Source organism: Lysobacter sp. H23M47 (assembly GCF_015209765.1).
In the GTDB taxonomy this organism is placed as follows: domain Bacteria; phylum Pseudomonadota; class Gammaproteobacteria; order Xanthomonadales; family Xanthomonadaceae; genus Novilysobacter; species Novilysobacter avium.
The window spans coordinates 581801-601243 of sequence record NZ_CP063658.1 but is presented as its reverse complement, the minus strand read 5'-3'; the positions used below and the strand labels follow the sequence as shown (position 1 = coordinate 601243).

At 68.4% G+C, this 19443-nt stretch carries 18 protein-coding genes and 1 riboswitch; of the genes, 6 read left to right on the top strand and 12 right to left on the bottom strand.

The features are described from left to right. Positions 1 to 96: 96 nt before the first annotated feature. Entirely contained in the window at positions 97 to 1140 is a 1044-nt protein-coding gene (locus INQ43_RS02650) for an NADP-dependent oxidoreductase (protein ID WP_194037038.1), read from the bottom strand. Positions 1141 to 1355: 215 nt separating this feature from the next. Between INQ43_RS02650 and yedA the strand changes: the two genes are divergently transcribed. From yedA to INQ43_RS02635, 3 genes are all read left to right on the top strand, one after another. After that, the gene (gene yedA, locus INQ43_RS02645) at positions 1356 to 2282 is read left to right on the top strand and encodes a drug/metabolite exporter YedA (protein ID WP_194037037.1); all 927 of its coding nucleotides are present in this window, start codon (positions 1356 to 1358) and stop codon (positions 2280 to 2282) included. 99 nt (positions 2283 to 2381) lie between these two features. Beyond that, positions 2382 to 3608, top strand: a complete 1227-nt coding sequence (locus INQ43_RS02640) for an MFS transporter (protein WP_194037539.1) — start codon at positions 2382 to 2384, stop codon at positions 3606 to 3608. Between the two features lie 128 nt (positions 3609 to 3736). After that, entirely contained in the window at positions 3737 to 4222 is a 486-nt protein-coding gene (locus tag INQ43_RS02635) for an asparaginase domain-containing protein (RefSeq protein WP_193985896.1), read from the top strand. A 33-nt stretch (positions 4223 to 4255) separates the two neighbouring features. On the opposite strand, the gene thiL is transcribed toward INQ43_RS02635, so the two are convergent. From thiL to INQ43_RS02605, 6 genes are all read right to left on the bottom strand, one after another. Next, complete coding sequence (gene thiL / locus INQ43_RS02630; RefSeq protein WP_194037036.1) at positions 4256 to 5281, bottom strand: thiamine-phosphate kinase; 1026 nt, start codon at positions 5279 to 5281, stop codon at positions 4256 to 4258. A gap of 68 nt (positions 5282 to 5349) precedes the next feature. Continuing rightward, the gene (gene nusB, locus INQ43_RS02625; protein ID WP_193985894.1) at positions 5350 to 5811 is read right to left on the bottom strand and encodes a transcription antitermination factor NusB; all 462 of its coding nucleotides are present in this window, start codon (positions 5809 to 5811) and stop codon (positions 5350 to 5352) included. Further along, positions 5808 to 6275, bottom strand: coding sequence for a 6,7-dimethyl-8-ribityllumazine synthase (gene ribH, locus INQ43_RS02620; RefSeq protein WP_194034997.1), 468 nt, complete (start codon positions 6273 to 6275; stop codon positions 5808 to 5810). Before ribH ends, nusB begins: the two co-directional genes overlap by 4 nt. Positions 6276 to 6344: 69 nt before the next feature. Next, positions 6345 to 7460, bottom strand: coding sequence for a 3,4-dihydroxy-2-butanone-4-phosphate synthase (gene ribB, locus INQ43_RS02615; RefSeq protein ID WP_194037035.1), 1116 nt, complete (start codon positions 7458 to 7460; stop codon positions 6345 to 6347). Next, positions 7457 to 8071, bottom strand: coding sequence for a riboflavin synthase (locus tag INQ43_RS02610; protein ID WP_194037034.1), 615 nt, complete (start codon positions 8069 to 8071; stop codon positions 7457 to 7459). Before INQ43_RS02610 ends, ribB begins: the two co-directional genes overlap by 4 nt. Positions 8072 to 8210: 139 nt before the next feature. Next, positions 8211 to 8392, bottom strand: a riboswitch (FMN riboswitch). A gap of 105 nt (positions 8393 to 8497) precedes the next feature. After that, complete coding sequence (locus tag INQ43_RS02605; protein WP_194037033.1) at positions 8498 to 8878, bottom strand: TraR/DksA C4-type zinc finger protein; 381 nt, start codon at positions 8876 to 8878, stop codon at positions 8498 to 8500. 178 nt (positions 8879 to 9056) lie between these two features. Between INQ43_RS02605 and INQ43_RS02600 the strand changes: the two genes are divergently transcribed. Beyond that, on the top strand, positions 9057 to 10475 hold the full coding sequence (locus INQ43_RS02600) for a dihydrolipoyl dehydrogenase (RefSeq protein WP_194037032.1): 1419 nt from the start codon (positions 9057 to 9059) through the stop codon (positions 10473 to 10475). On the opposite strand, the gene ribD is transcribed toward INQ43_RS02600, so the two are convergent. From ribD to glyA, 3 genes are read right to left on the bottom strand one after another with little or no spacing between them, the layout of a single operon-like run. Next, positions 10472 to 11584, bottom strand: coding sequence for a bifunctional diaminohydroxyphosphoribosylaminopyrimidine deaminase/5-amino-6-(5-phosphoribosylamino)uracil reductase RibD (gene ribD, locus INQ43_RS02595; RefSeq protein WP_228062598.1), 1113 nt, complete (start codon positions 11582 to 11584; stop codon positions 10472 to 10474). The genes INQ43_RS02600 and ribD overlap by 4 nt on opposite strands. A gap of 40 nt (positions 11585 to 11624) precedes the next feature. Continuing rightward, the gene (gene nrdR, locus INQ43_RS02590) at positions 11625 to 12149 is read right to left on the bottom strand and encodes a transcriptional regulator NrdR (protein WP_194034991.1); all 525 of its coding nucleotides are present in this window, start codon (positions 12147 to 12149) and stop codon (positions 11625 to 11627) included. Positions 12150 to 12152: 3 nt separating this feature from the next. Then, entirely contained in the window at positions 12153 to 13406 is a 1254-nt protein-coding gene (gene glyA, locus INQ43_RS02585; RefSeq protein WP_194037030.1) for a serine hydroxymethyltransferase, read from the bottom strand. 187 nt (positions 13407 to 13593) lie between these two features. On the opposite strand from glyA, the gene ettA reads away from it, so the two are divergent. Next, positions 13594 to 15261, top strand: coding sequence for an energy-dependent translational throttle protein EttA (ettA, locus tag INQ43_RS02580; protein ID WP_194034989.1), 1668 nt, complete (start codon positions 13594 to 13596; stop codon positions 15259 to 15261). Between the two features lie 85 nt (positions 15262 to 15346). Beyond that, a complete protein-coding gene (gene pyrF / locus INQ43_RS02575; protein ID WP_194037029.1) occupies positions 15347 to 16174 on the top strand; it encodes an orotidine-5'-phosphate decarboxylase in 828 nt (275 codons plus the stop codon). Between the two features lie 3 nt (positions 16175 to 16177). Here the strand turns inward: pyrF and INQ43_RS02570 are convergent, their stop codons facing one another. Next, complete coding sequence (locus INQ43_RS02570) at positions 16178 to 17074, bottom strand: glycosyltransferase family 2 protein (RefSeq protein ID WP_194037538.1); 897 nt, start codon at positions 17072 to 17074, stop codon at positions 16178 to 16180. A 94-nt stretch (positions 17075 to 17168) separates the two neighbouring features. Beyond that, positions 17169 to 19424, bottom strand: a complete 2256-nt coding sequence (gene gspD / locus INQ43_RS02565) for a type II secretion system secretin GspD (protein ID WP_194037028.1) — start codon at positions 19422 to 19424, stop codon at positions 17169 to 17171. Positions 19425 to 19443: the final 19 nt, after the last annotated feature.

Sequence of the window (19443 nt, the reverse complement as noted above, 5' to 3'; positions counted from 1 at the left end):
TGCGCGGATCGATATCGAGGACCCGAGTCTAGGGAGCGGCCGGCGGGTCTTCGCCGGCCAATAGTCATGCACGCGCAGCGGCGCTTGGCGAATGGCTCAACCCGACGCGGTGTCCGGCGCGATGCGCACAACCAGCTTGCCGAAGTTGTCGCCTTCCAGCATGCCGATGAAGGCCTTGGGGGCATTTTCGAGACCGTCGACGATGTCCTCGCGATACTTGATCTTGCCGTGGCGGACCCACTCGCCCATCTCGGCGAGGAACTCGCCGTAGCGGTCGCCGTAGTCGTCAAAGATGATGAAGCCCTGCATCCTGATGCGCTTGCTGAGCAGGGTGCGGGTCAGCAGGCCGAGGCGGTCCGGCCCGGGCGGCAACTCGGTGTCGTTGTAGTGCGCGATCAGGCCGCACAGCGGAATACGCGCCTTGGCGTTCAGCAGCGGCAGGACCGCATCGAACACCGCTCCGCCGACGTTCTCGTAATAGACGTCGATGCCGTCGCTGCAGGCGGCCTTGAGCAACTGCGGAAAATCATCCGCGCGGTGGTCGATGCAGTCATCAAAACCCAGCTCTTCGATCACATAACGGCACTTTTCGGGCCCACCGGCGATGCCGACGATACGGCAGCCCTTGAGCTTGGCGATCTGGCCCACGACCGAGCCGACCGCACCGCTGGCGGCAGCCACGACTACGGTCTCGCCGGCCTTTGGCTGGCCGATGTCGAGCAGGCCCATGTAGGCCGTGAAGCCGGGCATGCCGAGCACCCCCAGTGCGAGCGAGGGCTGCTGCATGTCCGGATCCAGCCGATTGACGGCTTTGGCGTCCACCAGCGCGTATTCCTGCCAGCCGCCCTGTGCCAGCACCAGGTCGCCGGCGGCATAGTCGGGATGGTTGGACTGCTGCACCCGCGCCACGGTGCCGGCGCCCATGACCTCGCCGATCCCGACCGGGGCGGCATACGACGGGCCATCGCTCATGCGCCCACGCATGTAAGGATCCAGCGACAGATAGATGTTGCGCAGCAGGACCTGGCCCTCTCCCGGCGTGGGGATCGGGGTCTCAACGGTCTTGAAATTGGCGGCGACGGGCGCGCCGACCGGGCGCGAGGCCAGGGTGACCTGGCGGTTGATGGTGGGGGTGCTCATGGGGTACTCCTTTGGGATCCAGCCGACTTTCGCGCGCGGCGAACGCTCAACGCGGGCAGCCGGAAAACGGCAAGCCCCAACGTTAGCGCCTGGTGTGTTCATTCGACCTGACGACGCCGGCCGGGACCGCGTGCGGACGGGGGGAATGGCTTGTGGCACTCGTGCCGGCCCGCCCCGGGAGCGGATAATGCGCGTCCTCCTGACGACCTGCTTCCATGCCCACACCCCCTGTCACCAAAGCGCCGGCGTCGCCTGCCCTGCCCGCAGGCGTGCTGGAGCCCAAGGTATTGATACCGCTCGCGCTGCTGACCCTGTACGTGGTCTGGGGATCCACCTATCTGGGGATCCGCTACGCGCTGGAGAGCTATCCGCCGTTCCTGCTGGCGGGACTGCGCTTCACCGCCGCCGGCGTGCTCCTGTTCGGATTCCTGCGCTGGCGCGGGCACGCGTTGCCCACGCCGCTGCAGTGGCGGAACGCGGCGATTACCGGCGTGCTGCTGCTCGGCTTCGGCAACGGCCTGGTCTGCTTTGCCGAAGAGCGGGTCAGCTCGGGGATCGCGGCAGTCGCGGTCTCCAGCATGCCGCTGTTTGCGGCGGCGTTCGGGACCATCTACGGACAGTGGCCGACGCGCCGGGAAGCGGTCGGTCTGCTGGTCGGCTTCACCGGCGTTGTCGTGCTCAACACCGGTAGCGGGCTGTCGGGCGAGGCCATTGGCGCCCTTGCCCTGCTGACCGCCGCGGCGTGCTGGGCATTCGGGTCGGTGTGGAGCCGGCGCCAGGACATGCCGGCCGGACCGATGAACACCGCGGCGCAGATGCTGTGCGCCAGCGTCGCCCTGCTGGCGGTCGGCTTCGTCAGCGGCGAGACCCTGCCTGCCCACCCCAGCCTGAAGGCCACCCTGGCCCTGGCCTATCTGGCGGTGTTCGGGTCGATCCTCGCCTTCAGCGCCTATCTGTATGTACTCAAGCATGCGCGGCCGGCGGTGGCGACCAGTTACGCCTACGTCAATCCGCCGGTGGCGGTCCTGCTTGGCGTGCTGCTGGTGGGCGAGACGGTGGGACCGTTCGATCTTGCCGGCATGGCGATCATCCTCGTGGGCGTGGCGGTCATCACCCTGGCCCGGCAACGCCGACGGGCCTGAGCGGAACGCGCCGGCACGAGGGAACGGAGCGCTGCGAATCCCTGTGCTAGCGTGGACGGCCTTCCGCGGTCGGGTTGTGCCAGCGTCTTGATTTCCGCCATACGGCCCCTGCTGTCCCTGCTTATCGGCGTTGCCCTGCTGCTGGCCGGAAGCGGGCTGCTGAGCACCCTGGTCGCCGTGCGCGGCGGGCTGGAGGGCTGGGACGATCAGGTCGTCGGCCTGATCATGTCGGCGTACTTCGGCGGCTTCTTCCTTGGCACCTTCGCCGCGCCCAAACTGATCCGGCGCATCGGTCATATCCGCTCATTCGCGTTCTACGCGTGCCTGTGCGCCATCGTGGTGCTGCTGCACCCCATCGTGGTGGAACCGTGGACCTGGGCGGTCCTGCGTTTGCTCAGCGGGGTCGCGCTGGTCGGCCTCTACACGGTGATCGAGAGCTGGCTCAACGCATCCGCTGCACCTGAGCAGCGCAGCCGCATCTTCGCGACCTACATGGCGATCAACCTGTTCGGGCTGGCGGCAGGGCAATGGCTGCTGGGCCTGTTCTCGCCGCTGCTGTTCGTGCCCTTCAGCCTGGTGGCGATCCTGATCTGCCTGGCAGCGCTACCGGTGACGGCCAGCCGCATGGTGCAGCCCGACACGCCGGCCAGCGTGCACCTGCAACTCCCGCAGTTGTACCGCCTGGCCCCGGCGGCAAGCGCCGGCGCGCTGTTGGGCGGGCTGGCGCTGGGCGCGTTCTGGGGCATGGCCGCGGTGTATGCCACGGGCATCGGCATGGACCTGGCAGGCGTGTCCGCGCTGGTCAGCGTCACCATTCTGGGCGGCGCACTGCTGCAATTGCCGATCGGACGGCTTTCCGACCGTGGCGACCGCCGCACGGCGCTGGTCCTGATCTGCACCCTGGCCGCGGTGCTGGCGGGATTGATCATGATGAGCGGGGGCGCCAACCGCTGGCTCCTTTTGAGCCTGTTCTTCGGATTCGGCGGGCTGCTGTTCGCCGTCTATCCCGTCAGCGTCGCCCATCTGCTGGATTACCTGCCCAACGAACATGTGCTGGCCGGTTGCAGCAGCCTGCTGCTGCTCAATGGCATCGGCTCGGCGATTGGCCCCGCGGTTGCCGGCACGCTGATGGCCCGACTGGGACCGCAGGCGCTGCCCGGCTTCTTTGCCGTGACGTTGTTGTTGCTGGCGGTGGTGGTGGGGGGACGCCGCCTTGTGCGCCAGCGCGACCGCGAGGATCCGGCCCAGTTCCACGCCATGCTGCGAACGACCCCATCAGCGCTGGAACTGCTGCCGGAAACCGACAGCGAGCAGGCCGAGGCCTGATTGCCCGATCCTGATTGCCTGATCCGGACCGCGGAATGTGGCCTGCGGTCGCGCGGCATCACGCCGGACGAAAGCCACGTGCGTGGGCCACGCCTATAATCGGCGGTCACCTCCAGCCCGGATGTTCCATGGACCAGCTCTGCATCGTCACCACCGGCGGCACCATCGACAAGATCTACTTCGATGACAAGTCGGACTACCAGATCGGCGAGCCGCAGATCGGCCGCATCCTGGAGGAGCTGGGCGTGGCTTTCCGCTATCGGGTCATTCCGATCCTGCGCAAGGATTCCCTGCACCTGGACGACGGCGACCGCGAGCTGATCCGCGCGACCATCGCCGCGCAGGACCTCCGCCACGTGCTGGTGACCCACGGCACCGATTCGATGGTGGAAACGGCCAAGGTCCTGGCCGGCATCGAGGGCAAGACGATTGTGTTGACCGGCGCCCTCAACCCGGCGCGCTTTCACGGCTCCGATGCGGTGTTCAATATCGGCACTGCCGTGGGCGCGGTGCAGTCGCTGCCCGGGGGCGTGCACATCGCCATGAACGGCCGCATCTGGGATCCCGCGCACGTGCGCAAGAACGTCGACGCCAACCGGTTCGAGCCGCTCTGAGCGTTTGAGCGAGGGCGCATCGGCCGCGCCGCCTCAGTCGGAGAAATGCACCCAACCCGTGCGTTCGGGCACCCAAGGAGCATCCTCGGCGTCGACGCCGGCCACCTGGGTGCCTGCGACCATGCGGCCGATGCGGGTCAGCGCGGTACCGCTCTGCAGCTCCAGCGCCTCCACCTGCGCGCGCGAACTCGGGGGGGCAGTGAAACACAGCTCGTAGTCGTCTCCGCCAGACGCCTGCAGCGTGCGCCGGTCTTCTGCGGCAAATCCCTGTGAAAGGCTGGCCGAAGCAGGCAGCGCGTCCACCTCGACCAGTGCGCCCAGTCCGCTTGCCGTGCACACGTGGCCCAGGTCGGACCAGAGCCCATCGGAGATATCGATCGCTGCGTGGGCGATCCCGACGAGGCCCAGGCCGACGGTCACGCGCGGCTGCGGCCGGTCGAGACGCTCGCGCAGTGTTTCACCATGCCCGGAGTGGGCACGCTGCGTCGGCGGCGCAGCCAGCGCGGGTTTGGGGTTCCTGCGACCGTCTGCAGTTGCACCTACACCGGCGTTACCCATCAGCCAAAGCGCGGCCGCAGCATCGCCGAGGGTGCCGCTGACCCAGATGTCGTCCCCCATCTGCGCGCCCCCACGCTGCAGGGCGCGGCCCGGCTCCACCAACCCATGCGCCGTCACGCCGATCGACAACGGTCCGCGGGTCGTGTCGCCGCCAATCAGCGCGATGCCGTGTTGCCCGGCAAGCGCCAGGAAACCGTCCAGGAAGCTGTCCAGCCAGGCTGGATCATCGCCGGGCATCGACAGTGACAGCGTGCACCAGGCGGGCTGCGCGCCCATGGCGGCGAGATCGGAGAGGTTTACCGCCAATGCCTTCCAGCCGATATCGAACGGCGCGGTGTCCAGCGGAAAATGCACGCCGGCATTCAGGGTGTCGGTACAGATGACCAGCTCGCGATCCGGCGGCACCCGCACCACCGCCGCGTCATCGCCGACGCCCAGCACGATGTCCGCGCGGGAAGGCGCGCGCGAGCGGATCCGCTCAATCAGGTCGAACTCGGCCATGCGCCCTCCTCCCTCGACTGCGAACGGGTCGCACCGGCCCCCGGCCCCGGCGCCGGTGCGTTCGCGTCTCAGCGCCGGGACGCGCCGACTTCCACCGCACGCCACTGCGCGGCGGCATGGTCGAGCACGCCATTGACGTAGGTGTGGCCGTGCTCGGCGCCGAAGCGCTTGACCGACTCGATCGCCTCGTTGATGACCACGCGGTAGGGCACGTCGGGGCGGTGTTGCAGCTCGTAGGCCGCGATCCGGAGCACGGCCAGTTCGATGGCATCGACCAGGCCAATCTCCCGGTCCAGGAAAGGCGCCAGGCTGTCGTCGAGCTCCGCGCGGTGCTTGGCCACGCCATGCACGAGGTCCTCGAAGTACGCCAGGTCGGCGACCTCACGGGCCTGTTCATGGGCGAACTGGCTGACGATCTCGTTGGCGCGGGAACCCGACATCTGCCACGCGTAGAGCGCCTGCAGCGCACGCCGGCGCGCGCGTGAACGGCCGATCGGATCGATGCCACCGGGACGACGACGCTGGTTCATGCCAGGCGCTCCATCAGGTTGCTCATTTCCAGCGCTGCCATTGCCACTTCCTCGCCCTTGTTGCCGTGGTTGCCGCCGGCGCGTGCCTGCGCATCCTCATGGCGTTCGACCGCCAGCACGCCGTTGCAGACCGGCACCCCGGTATCCAGCGCGACGCGCATCAGGCCATCCGAGCAGCCATCGGCGACCTGCTCGTAGTGGCGTGTGTCGCCGCGCACCACGCAGCCCAAGGCCACGATCGCCGCATGTTTGCCGGCGGTGGCGAGCTGCCGCGCAGTGACCGGGATCTCCCACGCGCCGGGCACCCGCACCACGTCGACGGCGTCCTCGGTGACGCCGTGCTCGGCAAACGCCGCGCGCGCCGCCTCGACCAGGCTGTCGGTGATGCGGGGATTCCAGCGGCTGGCGATGATCGCGAAACGCGCGCCGTCGGGGCTGCGCAGGTCGCCTTCGATATGGGACATGGGAACGAACGCCTTGTAGGGGAGCGGCATCGCGCTGCTGCGCGACCGGACAGTTTAGCGCGGGCCGGGTTAGCGCGGCCCGGCGTCGACGTACTCGACCACCTCCAGGCCGAAGCCAGCCAGGCCGACCTGCTTGCGCGGCGTGCCCATCACCCGCAGCCGGCCCAGCCCCAGGTCGGCGAGGATCTGGCTGCCGGCGCCGTTGCGGCGCCACTCGTGCAGCGTCTCGCCTTCGCTGGCCGGCGGCGGCGCCTGGTCGGCGGCATGGCGGATGCGCGCGAGCAAGGCGTCGGTGTCGGCGCGATCCTCCAGCAGCACCAGCGCGCCGCGACCCGCCGCGGCGATCGCGGCAAGCACGTCGCCGACGGCCGGACCGAAGTCCGCACGCCGCCAGCGCAGTCCGTCTGCGAGCGGATTTTGCACCTGCACGCGCACCAGCGTGGGCACCGTCGGATCCGCCTCGCCCAGGGTCAGGGCGAAATGCAGGCCATGGCTCAGCCGGTCGCGGTAGCTCATCAGCTGGAACGGGCCGTGCTCGGTCTGGATCGTGCGCGAATCGACGCGCTCCACGGTGTGCTCGGTTTCCAGCCGGTAGCGGATCAGGTCCTCGATGGAGCCGATCTTCAGGCCGTGCTCGGCGGCGAACACCTCCAGCTCCGGGCGGCGGGCCATGGTGCCGTCGGCGTTGAGGATCTCCACCAGCACCCCGGCCGGCTCCATGCCCGCCATCATCGCCAGGTCGGCGGCCGCCTCGGTGTGGCCGGCGCGGCTGAGCACGCCGCCGGGCTGCGCCTGCAACGGGAAGATGTGGCCGGGCTGGTTGAGGTCGCTGGCCGAGGCGTCCGGCCGCACCGCGGTACGCACCGTGTGTGCGCGGTCGTAGGCCGAGATGCCGGTGGTGACACCTTCGGCGGCCTCGATGCTGACGGTGAAGTTGGTGTGGTGCTGGGAGGTGTTGTCGCGGACCATCGGCGGCAGGCCCAGCTGGCGGCAGCGCTCGCGCGTCAGCGACAGGCAAACCAGTCCGCGCGCATGGGTGACCATGAAGTTGATGTCGGTCGGCCTGACCAGCTCGGCGGCCATGATCAGGTCGCCTTCGTTCTCGCGGCCCTCGTCATCGACGATCACGACCATGCGGCCGGCGCGGATTTCTTCCAGCAGTTCGGGAATGGGGGCGAAACTCATGACGTGGCTCCGTTGGCGTCGGCATGGCCCAGCAGGCGCTCGACATAGCGCGCCACCAGATCGATTTCCAGGTTGACCGCGTCACCCACGTGGGTGGCGGCAAAGGCGGTGTGGGAGACCGTGTGCGGCACCAGCGCGACCGCGAAACCGCTCGCATCGACCTCGTTCACCGTCAGGCTGACCCCGTCCACGCAGATCGAGCCCTTGCGGGCGATGTAGCGCATCAGATCCATCGGCGCGGTGAACCGCCAGCGCTGGGCGCGGCCATCGTCGGTGATCGCCGCGACCGCGCCGACGCCGTCGACGTGGCCGCTGACCATGTGGCCGCCGAGGCGGTCGGTCGGACGCATCGCACGCTCCAAGTTGACTGGCGCGCCCACGGCCAGTCGGCCCAGGGTGGTCAGGGCGAGCGTTTCGGTGGATGCGTCGGCCTGGAAGGAGTCGGCGTCAAACTCGACCACGGTCAGGCAGGTGCCGTTGACGGCGATGCTCTCGCCCAGCGCCACCGCGTCGAACGCCAGCGAGCCGACCTCGATGGTGAGCCGGGCGTCACCGCCGACGGCCTCGCGCGCCGCGATGCGGCCGACGCCTTCAATGATGCCGGTAAACATCAGCGCGCCTCCCGCTGCACAACGCAGGAACAGGGACGGCGAAGGAAATAGGCAGCTCTGGACATGGATCGTTTCCCGCGTAGAAGGTCTGCGAAAAACGCCACAAGGCATGGCATGCGCACGGCACAGTGCCATGCGCAGCCGTCTTCTTTCATCCGGACTGTGACCGTCGGCTCCGGAATCGGACCGGATCTGCTGACCCCCGGCATCGGCTTGGCCGGTACCGGAGCGCTCGCGGGCTTGTCGTGGCGATCGGTCATGGTGACCGGCTGCCGGCGACCTACCGCCGGTGGGGAATCGCACCCCGCCCTGAAGACGTTACGTGTGCCCTCGCGGATGCGAGGACGGTTGGATTCTAGCAGTGGGAGAGCGCCGGGACGCCGCGCGGGTTGGAACGGTGCAACCCGCGGGGTGACGCTCAGCTTGTCAGCGCTGCGCCCGCTTGGCTTCGTGGACCTGCTGGCACGCAAGGCACCGCTTGGCCGTCGGATAGGCCTCCAGACGCTCGTACGGGATCGCCACGTCGCAGTCGATGCAGATCCCGTAGGTGCCGTCAGCCATGCGCGCGCGGGCCGCGAAGATGTCCTGCAGCTCCACCGCGTCACGCTTGGTGTCGGCGTTGTTGATGTCGGTCACCAGCGAGGCCAACGACTCATCGCCGGCGTCGGAGGTGCCAGACAGCAACTCGTCGTAGCCCTCCACGCGCATGCGCCTGAGTCCGGCGCGGATTTCCTCGCGCAGCACCGGCTCACGCTCGTCCATCATTTTTGCGAGGTGCTCGCGCTGGGTACTGCTCAGACTCGTCATGGGTTCGGCTCCTTGGCCCTGCACGTCCGGAAACGCGACTTGGTGGATGGCGATTTCAATCGCTGCGGGCGATCGACTCCCGTGAGGGTAGCCAGCGCCGTGTTCCCGTGACGTCAATCTGTGGCGCGATCCGCTCACGGTCATACTGGCGGGCCAATTGCTCAAGGGAGTTCCATCCATGACACGACGCGTCCGCATCGCGATCCTCGGCGCCGGTACTGCCGGCCTGACAGCGCTCAAGGAGGCCCAGCGCTACACCGATGACGTGCTGCTGATCAATCACGGCGCCTATGGCACCACCTGCGCGCGGGTCGGCTGCATGCCGTCCAAAGCGCTGATCGAGGTCGCCCACGCCTACGCGCGGAAGGACTGGCTGGGCACGGTCGGAATCGACGGCACCGAAGCGCTGAAGCCCGATCTGCGAGCCGTTATGGAGCACGTGCGCAGGTTGCGAGACCGGTTCACTGCCGGCTCGATCCAGATCGCGCAGGACCTGGGCGATCGCAGCATCCGCGGGAAGGCGCGCTTCGTCGATGCGCACACGCTGGACGTCAACGGCGAAACGATCCACGCCGACACCGTGATCATCGCCACCGGCACCCGCCCGATCGTGCCCGAGGCATGGCGCGCCATCGGCGACAGGCTGGTCACTTCCGACGAGGTGTTTGAACTGGTGTCGCCCGGTCAGCGCCTGGGCGTGGTCGGGCTCGGCCCGATCGGCGTCGAGCTGGCGCAGGCATTCGCGCAGTTGGGGTGCGAGGTCCACGGGTTCACCAAGGGCAGCCAGATCGCGGGGCTGAAGGATCCCGAGGTCAACGCCAGCCTGCTGGCCGCGCTCGGCGAACAGATGTCGATCAGCACCGACGTGGAGGTGTCGGTGCGCGCTGACGGGGATGGGGCGGTGATCGACGATGGCAAACGGAGCGTCGTCGTGGACTGGGTGCTCGCGGCAATCGGCCGGCAACCCAACATCGAGGGTCTCGGCCTGGACACCCTCGGCGTCGAACTCGACGAGCGCGGCATGCCGGCCTTCAACCCCAAAACCTTGCAGGTGGGCGACCTGCCGATCTACATCGCCGGCGATGTGAGCGGACAGCGCCCGCTGCTGCACGAGGCTGCCGATGAGGGACGCATCGCCGCTTACCACGCGCTGCATCCCGAAGCCGATTGCCTGATGCGTCGCGCACCGCTGGGCATCGTTTTTACCGAGCCCGGTGCCGGCCAGGCCGGCCTGTCCTACAGCGAGTTGCCGGAGTCCGGCGTCGTGGTCGGCAAGATCGACTACAGCCGCCAGGGCCGCGCGGTGATGGCCGGGCGCAACGCCGGAGTGCTGCACATCTACGTCGACGCCGGCAACGCCCGGATCCTCGGAGCGGAGGCGGTCGCACCCGATGCCGAGCACCTGCTGCACCTGCTCGCCTGGGCGATCCAGCAGGAGATGACCGTTGATACGATGCTGCACCTGCCCTTCTACCACCCGACGGTGGAGGAAGGCCTGCGCACCGCCCTGCAGTCGGCCCGCCGCGCCTTGAGCAAGCGCCGCGAGCAACCCGACCTGCCGCTGTGCCGCCCGACGATCGACTGGGCGCTGGGCTAGCCTGGACGCGCCCCTGACGGGCGCGGACGCAGCAGCACCCGGATGTCCTCACCCAGCAGCCGGGTCTCGACCGTCTCCATGCGCATCACCTGGTCCATGTGGTCGACGTTGAGGCCGTCGAACAGCGGTCGCGCGTTCGAGCCCAGCAGGACCGGCGCGACGTACAGCAGGACCTCATCGGCCAGTCCGGCGTCCAGGAAGGCGGCCGCCAGCGTGGCGCCCGCTTCGACCATCACCTCGTTGATGCCGCGATCGGCGAGCAGCTTGAGCACCGCCGCCAGATCAAAGCGGCCCGCTTTCACCGGCACCACCGCCAGCTGCGCGCTGATGCCGCGGGCGAGCTTGGTGTCGGGAGCGTGGATGTACAGCGTCGGTGCATCGCCCTCGCGCACCTTGCCGCGCGCGATGGTCGCCAGGCCGGGATCCAGCACCACGCGCAGGGGCGGCACGAACGCGATGTCCTCGTCCAGCCGCACCGTCAGCGACGGGTCATCGGCCAGCACCGTGCCGGCGCCGGTGAGGATCGCCCCGGCGCGCGCGCGCCAGTGCTGCACGTCGTTGCGTGAGGCCGGACCGCTGATCCATTTCGATTCGCCGTTGGCCAGCGCGCTGCGCCCGTCCATGCTCGCCGCGAGCTTGACCCGGACCCACGGCCGGCCCCGGCCCAGCCGCGACAGGTAGCCGCGGTTGAGCGCGCGCGCCTGGTCTTCCATCAGGCCTTCCGCGACCTCGATGCCGGCCTCGCGCAAGCGCTCGAAGCCCGCACCGTCGACCTGCGGAAACGGGTCGCGCATCGCCGCGACCACGCGCGACACACCGGCGGCGATCAAGGCATCCGCGCAGGGGCCGGTACTGCCGGTATGCGCGCACGGCTCCAGCGTCACGTACACGGTCGCACCCTTGGCCCGCTTGCCGGCCTCCTGCAGGGCCAGCACCTCGGCATGGCCTTCGCCGGCGCGCTGGTGCCAGCCCTCGCCGACCACTTCGTCGCCCTTGACGATGACGCAGCCGACCATCGGGTTGGGCCGGGTGGTGTAGGCGCCGCGCTCGGCCAGGCGCAGCGCGCGCGTCATCATCAGGTGGTCGGTGGCGGTGAACTCGGGCATCAACGCAGGTTCCTGCAGTTAAGGGGTGCGACCGTGGTCCGGCTCAACGTTTACGCGTGGCGGACGGCAGCGGCTCGTCAGCGCCGCCCAGCAGCGGCAGTTGCTCGTCGCCGGAGTTGTCGCTCTCCAGCCGGTCGAGTTCGTCGCGGAAATCGGCCACGTCCTGGAACGCCCGGTACACCGAGGCGAAGCGCACGTAGCCCACGTGGTCGAGCTTGCGCAGCTCGCCCATGACGAACTCGCCGACGCGGATCGAGGACAGCTCACGCTCGGTGGTGCGGCGCAGCTGGTGCACCACCGCGCGCACCGCCGCCTCGATCTGCTCCTCGGCCACCGGCCGCTTCTGCAGGGCGCGGTCGAACCCGGCGCGCAGCTTGCGGGCATCGAACGCCTCGCGCCGGCCATCGGACTTGATGATCACCGGCAACTTCAGCTCGATCGTCTCCAGCGTCGAAAACCGCTCACCGCAGGCCTCGCAGACGCGACGGCGGCGGATCGTCGCGCCGTCATCGGACACCCGCGAGTCGATGACGCGGGTATCGACGTGCTGGCAGAAAAGACAGTGCAAAGCTCAGCCGTAGACCGGGAACTGGGCGCACTGCCTGGTGACGTTTTCACGCACCGCGGCTATGACCTGCTCGTCGTTGGGGTTGTCGAGCACGTCGCAGATCCAGTTGGCCAGGGCGACGCAGTCCGGCTCGCGGTAGCCGCGGGTGGTCACCGCCGGGGTGCCGATGCGCAGGCCCGAGGTCACGAACGGCTTGGCCGGGTCGTTGGGCACCGCGTTCTTGTTGACGGTGATGTGGGCCTTGCCCAGCGCCGCCTCCGCGTCCTTGCCGGTGATGCCCTTGCCGATCATGTCGATCAGCATCAGGTGGTTCTTCGTGCCGCCGGAGACGATCTTGTAGCCGCGGTGGATGATGGTTTCCGCCATCGCCTGGGCGTTCTTGACCACCTGTTGCTGGTAGGCCTTGAACTCCGGCTCCAGCGCTTCCTTGAAGGCCACCGCCTTGGCCGCGATGACGTGCATCAGCGGGCCGCCCTGCAGGCCGGGGAAGACGATGCTCTGCAGCTTCTTGACCAGGTCCTCGCTCGGGTTCTTGGCCAGGATGATTCCGCCGCGCGGGCCGCGCAGGGTCTTGTGGGTCGTCGAGGTCACCACGTGCGCGTGCGGCAGCGGGTTGGGGTACACGCCGGCGGCGATCAGTCCGGCCACGTGGGCCATGTCGACGAAGAAGATCGCGCCCACCTTGTCGGCGATCGCGCGCATCCGCGCCCAGTCCACCACCTGCGAGTAGGCACTGAAACCGCCGATCAGCATCTTCGGCTTGTGCTCAAGGGCCAGCCGCTCCATCTCGTCGTAATCGATCATTCCCGCGTCATCGACGCCGTACTGGACGATGTTGAACAGCTTGCCGCTGATGTTGACCTTGGCCCCGTGGGTGAGGTGGCCACCGTGGGCCAGGCTCATGCCCAGCACCGTATCACCGGGCTGCAGCAGCGAGAAATACACCGCCTGGTTGGCCTGTGAACCCGAGTGAGGCTGCACGTTGGCGTAGTCGGCGCCAAACAGTTCCTTCAGCCGGTCGATCGCCAGTTGCTCGGCGATGTCGACAAACTCGCAGCCGCCGTAATAGCGCTTGCCGGGGTAGCCCTCGGCGTACTTGTTGGTCAGCTGGCTGCCCTGCGCTTCCATCACCCGCGGGCTGGCGTAGTTCTCGCTGGCGATCAGCTCGACGTGGTCTTCCTGGCGGCGGTTCTCGTCGGCGATGGCCTGGGCGAGTTCGGGGTCAAAACCTTCGATGCTTGCGTCGCGCGGGAACATGGTCACTCCAGGAGCGGATGAGGGAGGAAGTCGCCCAGTTTAGCCTCCGCCGCACGCGACGGGCGAAGCTGACCGGCAGGGATTGCCGACCCTGCAAAACACCTGTAGATGCGCGATAATGGCCGGCTAATCCTTTTCCATCGCCTTGCCCGTTATCCGGCACGGCCGCCTGCCTGCGGAGCATCCCATGTCAGCGCAATACATCTACACCATGAACGGGGTCAGCAAGACCGTTCCGCCCAAGCGCGAGATCATCAAGGACATCTCCCTGTCCTTCTTCCCCGGCGCCAAGATCGGCCTGCTCGGCCTGAACGGTTCGGGCAAGTCGACCGTGCTCAAGATCATGGCCGGCGTCGACCAGGACTTCAGCGGCGAGGCGCGCGCGGCCAAGGGCATCAAGGTCGGCTACCTCGCCCAGGAGCCGCAGCTGAACCCCGAGCACACCGTGCGCCAGGCGGTCGAGGAAGGCCTGGGTGAGGTGATCAATGCGCAGGCCGCGCTGGACCGGGTGTACGAGGCCTACGCCGAGGAAGACGCCGACTTCGACAAGCTCGCCGCCGAGCAGCAGCGCCTGGAGGCAATCCTCGCCGCCGGCGATGCGCACACGCTGGAGCACCAGCTGGAAGTGGCCGCCGACGCGCTGCGCCTGCCACCGTGGGAGGCGATCGTGGGCAAGCTGTCGGGTGGCGAGAAGCGCCGCGTGGCGCTGTGCCAGTTGCTGCTGCAGAAGCCCGACATGCTGCTGCTGGACGAGCCCACCAACCACCTGGACGCCGAGTCGGTCGAATGGCTGGAGCAGTTCCTGGCCCGCTACACCGGCACTGTCGTGGCCGTCACCCATGACCGTTACTTCCTCGAGAACGCGGCCGAGTGGATCCTCGAGCTGGACCGGGGCCGGGGCATTCCCTGGAAGGGCAACTACACCGCGTGGCTGGAGCAGAAGGGCGAGCGCCTGAAGCAGGAAGAGTCCGGTGAGAAGGCCCGCCAGAAGGCTCTGGCCAAGGAGCTGGAATGGGTGCGCAGCAACGCCAAGGGCGGCCGCACCAAGGGCAAGGCGCGACTGGCGCGCTTCGAGGAACTCAACTCGGTTGAGTACCAGAAGCGCAACGAGACCAACGAGATCTTCATTCCGCCCGGCGAGCGCCTGGGCAGCTCGGTGATCGAGTTCAAGAACGTCTCCAAGTCCTTTGGTGACCGCCTGCTGATCGACGACCTGAGCTTCATCATTCCGCCCGGCGCGATCGTCGGCATCATCGGCCCCAACGGCGCCGGCAAGTCGACCCTGTTCAAGATGATCACCGGCCAGGAGACCCCTGACAGCGGCGAGATCATCAAGGGCCCGTCGACCAACATCGCCTATGTCGACCAGAGCCGCGACACCCTGGAAGGCAACCACAACGTGTTCCAGGAAATCTCCGGCGGCGCCGACATCCTCAATATCAACGGCACCGAGATCCAGTCGCGCGCCTACCTGGGCCGCTTCAACTTCAAGGGCCAGGACCAGCAGAAGCTGGTCGGCACCCTGTCGGGCGGTGAGCGTGGCCGCCTGCACCTGGCCAAGACCCTGCTGCAGGGCGGCAACGTGCTGCTGCTGGACGAACCATCCAACGACCTGGACGTGGAGACCTTGCGCGCGCTGGAAGACGCATTGCTGGAGTTCCCCGGCTGCGCGGTGGTGATCAGCCATGACCGCTGGTTCCTGGACCGCATCGCGACCCACATCCTCGCCTTCGAGGGTGACTCGCATGTGGAGTACTTCCAGGGCAACTACCGCGAATACGAGGAAGACAAGAAGCGTCGCCTCGGCGAGGAAGGCGCGCAGCCCAAGCGCCTGCGTTTCAAGGCGCTGAAGTAAGCGCGCAGAAGTAAGCGCACGAAAGCACGCACCCGCATGCCCACCGCGCGGGTGGGCGTGCGCGCACCGACACCAGGAGAGGACGATGGGCTTCATGCAGGCACTGCGGCAGCGCTGGACGGCGGCCGATTCACTGGTCTGTGTCGGGCTGGATCCGGAGCCGTCCAGGTTCCCGGCGCGCTTCGCCGATGACCCCGATGCGGTGTTCCATTTCTGCCGCGACATCGTCGACGCGACCGCCGAGCACGTCTGCGCGTTCAAGCCGCAGATCGCCCACTTTGCCGCGCTGGGTGCCGAAGACGCGCTGCAACGGGTGATCGACCACGTCCACGAGCGCCACCCGGGAATCCCGGTGATCCTGGATTCCAAGCGCGGCGACATCGGGAGCACCGCGCAGCATTACGCGACCGAAGCGTTCGACCGCTATCGCGCCGATGCGGTGACCGCCAACCCCTATCTTGGCCGGGACTCGGTGCAGCCGTTCCTGGACCGCGCCGACCGCGGCGTGGTGATCCTGTGCCGCACCTCCAATCCGGGCGCGCGCGATCTGCAGGACCTGCCGGTCGCAAACGACGATGGCAGCACCCGGCCGCTGTACCAGTGTGTTGCCGAGATGATCTCGCGCGACTGGAACGGGCACGGCAACTGCATGCTGGTGGTGGGCGCGACGTGGCCGGGCCAACTGCGTGAGGTGCGCGCGATCGTCGGCGACATGCCCTTCCTGGTGCCAGGGGTCGGCGCGCAGGGCGGCGACGTGGAGGCGGTGGTCAGCAACGCACGAACCGACGACGGCAGCGGGCTGGTGGTCAGCTCCTCGCGCGCCGTGCTGTACGCCTCGAGCGGGGAAGACTTCGCCGATGCCGCGGCCGCCGCGGCGCGCACGCTGCGCGAGCAGATCAACCGCTACCGCTGAGGCTCAGGTCCGGCTGCGCAGCATCGCCCGGACCACCGCGAACGGAAACCGGGCCCAGATGAGGGCAAACACCAGCGCGCGCACGCCTACGCCACGCTGGGCGGCCTCGAACTTGCGGAAGTAGCGCCACAGCCCGCGGTGCTTGTGCCATTCCACGAACCAGGGGTTGGAGCGGCTGGAAACCCCGCGCACGTGCACGACCCGCACCCGGTTCGCGACCGCGAGCTCGACGCCATCGGCGGCCAGCCGGCGGCACAGGTCCAGATCCTCCGCGTGCAGGCGATAGGCCTCGTCGAAGCCGCCAATGCGCTCGAAGCGCGCCCGCGCGAGGAACATCAGGGCGCCGGAAATCGCTTCCACCGGCTGCAACTCGGCCCCGTCGTCGGGCTGGAGCGCCAACGCGGCGCGCGACCCGGGCCGGCGTCCGCGCAGCCCGGCCGCGAACCCACCGAGCATCGCAAGGAAATCGGGGGCGCGGCGGCGGGCGGCGGGGTCACGCGTTCCGGCCTCGTCGACCAGATCGACGCCCAGCAGGACGTCGACACCGGCGGCACGGCGTTGCAGCGCAAGCTGACGCAGGCGCGACAGGGTGTCGACTTCCACCAGTGCATCGGGATTGACGAAGGCCAGCCAGCGACACGACGGCGCCTGCGCGGCGATTGCCGCGGCGCCCTGGTTGCAGGCCACCGCGAAGCCGGCGTTGTCGGGGTTGGCGATGAACTGGACGCGTGGATCGGCCACGGCGTGGCGCTGGATCACTGCCACCGTGCCGTCGGTGGAGTCGTTGTCGACCACCCGGATCGCCGCCACGCCGACGGCGTCGCGCAACCGCGCCAGGCAGTCATCGATGGTGGCCAGGCTCTGGTAGCTGACCACTACCACGCCGATGTCGGCGTCCATCAGCGTCGAGTCCTCAGCCATGCGCGGCGAGGTACGGGGCGCCTGGCAGCGTCGCAGCCGGTGGCACCGGCAACCGGGCCAGCCGGCGCGGGCATCACGGCCGTGCCGGCGCCCGCAGGGGCTGCAGCGCGCGGAAGCGGCGGCCGTACTCGTCGGTCAGCTCGCGCGCCTCGTTGGGGTCGCGGATTATCTTGGGCGTCAGCAGGACGATGGTCTCCTCGCGCCGCGTTACCGAGCTCTGGGTACCGAATAGCCCGCCCAGCACCGGAATCCGGTTCAGTCCGGGGAAACCACGGGAACCACGCGCCGCGCTGTCGCGGATCAGGCCGGCCAGCATCACCGTGTCGCCGCTCTGGATCGCGGCCTCGGTCTTCAGCTTTCGGGTGTCGATGCGCACGTTGCCGAACCGGTCCGGCTCCCCGCCTGGCGCGCTGACCTCCTGCACGATGTCCAGGAACACCATGCCGTCCTTGGTGATGCGCGGGCGCACCGTCAGGATCACGCCCGTGTCCAGATACTGGACCTGGCTGTAGCTGGTGTCGTTGCCGAGGCCGGGATTGACCGTCACCGAGGACACCGGGATGCGGCTGCCCACGTTGAAGGTCGCCTCGGCGTTGTTGCGCACCACCACCGACGGGGTCTGCAGCATGTTGACGTCGGTCACCGAATCCAGGGCCTTGATCACCGCCGCCGCGTTGCGGCCCAGGAACGTCCATGCCAGGCCGCCGGCTGTTCCCTTTGCATCGCCGACGCTGCCCGCCAGCGTGCTCCAGGTGGTGCGACCGAGCGCGCTGGGCAGGTCGTTGTCAGTGACCGCGTTCTCGAAGAACCAGTTGACGCCGTACTCCAGCTCGCCCGACAGCTGCACTTCGACCACCTGGGCTTCGATGTGGACCTGCATCGGCATCACGTCCAGCTGGCCGATCACGTCGCGGATCGACTGCCAGGCCTGCGGGGTGGAACGCACCAGCAGGGCGTTGGTCTCCTCCACCGCCGAGACGCCGACCTTGTCGCCGCCGATCTCCAGCGACACGCTGGCGTTGCCGCTGCGGGTGCTCCCCAGGGACAGGCTTGCGCCCCCGCTGCCACCGCTGCTGCCACCCTTGTCGCCAAAGCCCATGCTGGAGCCGTCTTCGCCGGAGGTGATTTCGGCGGAATCCAGGCCAGGCATCAGGCTCGGGCCGCGATCGCCGCCGCCGCTGTCACCCCCACCGGACGAGCCGCCGAAGACTTCCGCCAGGCGGTCGGCGAGGTCACGCGCCTTGATGTACTTGAGCTGGTAGGAGTACAGCTGCACCGCACCGCCTGCGCCATCGATGCGGTCCAGCCATTGCTGGATCTCGTCCAGGTAGGCAGGCTGGGAGGTGATCACCATCACCGCATTGGTACCCTCCAGCGGCATGAACCGGAACATCCCGGCCACGGGTGACTTGCTTTCCTGGCCGAACACCTTCTCCAGGTCCTCCACCACGCGCACGGCCTTGCCCGACTGCAGCGGGTAGACGCCCACCGACATGCCCGCCAGCCAGTCGACGTCGAAGAGCTCGATCGTGCGGAGGTAGTTCTGCAGCTCGGCGCGGGTGCCGCCGACGGTGATCACGTTGCGGGAGGCATCCGTGTCGACGATCGCGTTGGGCCGTGCGTAGGGCTCGAGGATCTTCTTCATCTCCTCGGCGGAGACGTAGCGCAGCGGCACGGTACGCAGTTCGAAACCGCGCGCGCTGGCAGCGCCGCCGGCGCGCGGTGCCACCGTGCCGGCGAGCGGCTGGTCCGCGGCGACGACGTTGTAGCGCCCACCGCTGTAGATCATGCGCGCGTTGTTCCAACCCAGCACCTGGTCGAGCAGGTTGATCGCCTCGGCGGCACTGACCGGTTTGGGGGTTGCGAGGGTGACGGTGCCCTGCACGCCCGGGGCGATGACGTAGTTCTGCCCCAGCATGTCGCCCAGGATGGCCTTGACCACGCCATGCAGCGATTCGCCCTCGAAGTTGAAGGTCGCCTCGCCCGTGGTGGCCGGCAGCCCCGGGGGACGTGAATTGGCGATCGTGGTGTCGATGAAGCGTCCGGTGCCACGCCGGATCTGCGGGCGGGGTCCGCCCCGGTCGGGCTCCACGTTCGACACGCTGCCCAGCGCATGCGTCTGCACGCCGTCGGCGCCCGGCCGGGTTGCCTGATCGGCGGTGCGCGGCACCGCATCGCGGCGGATGCTGGGCACCGGACCGCTGGCACAACCGGCCAGCAGCGCCATCACCACCAGGGAGGCAACGACCACACGCAGGCTTACCCGCGCCGTGACTGGGAGGCGCGGGCGCGACGTCGCGAAGAAGGGTTCGATGGCGTGTTGCTTCATTGCGTGCACTCTAATTGGA

Excerpts from the sequence above, each read along its gene's own strand:
- INQ43_RS02650 (WP_194037038.1), bottom strand. The coding sequence starts at position 1,140 with ATGAGCACCCCCACCATCAACCGCCAGGTCACCCTGGCCTCGCGCCCG.
- yedA (WP_194037037.1), top strand. The coding sequence starts at position 1,356 with ATGCCCACACCCCCTGTCACCAAAGCGCCGGCGTCGCCTGCCCTGCCC.
- INQ43_RS02635 (WP_193985896.1), top strand. The coding sequence starts at position 3,737 with ATGGACCAGCTCTGCATCGTCACCACCGGCGGCACCATCGACAAGATC.
- thiL (WP_194037036.1), bottom strand. The coding sequence starts at position 5,281 with ATGGCCGAGTTCGACCTGATTGAGCGGATCCGCTCGCGCGCGCCTTCC.
- nusB (WP_193985894.1), bottom strand. The coding sequence starts at position 5,811 with ATGAACCAGCGTCGTCGTCCCGGTGGCATCGATCCGATCGGCCGTTCA.
- ribH (WP_194034997.1), bottom strand. The coding sequence starts at position 6,275 with ATGTCCCATATCGAAGGCGACCTGCGCAGCCCCGACGGCGCGCGTTTC.
- ribB (WP_194037035.1), bottom strand. The coding sequence starts at position 7,460 with ATGAGTTTCGCCCCCATTCCCGAACTGCTGGAAGAAATCCGCGCCGGC.
- INQ43_RS02610 (WP_194037034.1), bottom strand. The coding sequence starts at position 8,071 with ATGTTTACCGGCATCATTGAAGGCGTCGGCCGCATCGCGGCGCGCGAG.
- INQ43_RS02605 (WP_194037033.1), bottom strand. The coding sequence starts at position 8,878 with ATGACGAGTCTGAGCAGTACCCAGCGCGAGCACCTCGCAAAAATGATG.
- INQ43_RS02600 (WP_194037032.1), top strand. The coding sequence starts at position 9,057 with ATGACACGACGCGTCCGCATCGCGATCCTCGGCGCCGGTACTGCCGGC.
- glyA (WP_194037030.1), bottom strand. The coding sequence starts at position 13,406 with ATGTTCCCGCGCGACGCAAGCATCGAAGGTTTTGACCCCGAACTCGCC.
- ettA (WP_194034989.1), top strand. The coding sequence starts at position 13,594 with ATGTCAGCGCAATACATCTACACCATGAACGGGGTCAGCAAGACCGTT.
- pyrF (WP_194037029.1), top strand. The coding sequence starts at position 15,347 with ATGGGCTTCATGCAGGCACTGCGGCAGCGCTGGACGGCGGCCGATTCA.
- INQ43_RS02570 (WP_194037538.1), bottom strand. The coding sequence starts at position 17,074 with ATGGACGCCGACATCGGCGTGGTAGTGGTCAGCTACCAGAGCCTGGCC.
- gspD (WP_194037028.1), bottom strand. The coding sequence starts at position 19,424 with ATGAAGCAACACGCCATCGAACCCTTCTTCGCGACGTCGCGCCCGCGC.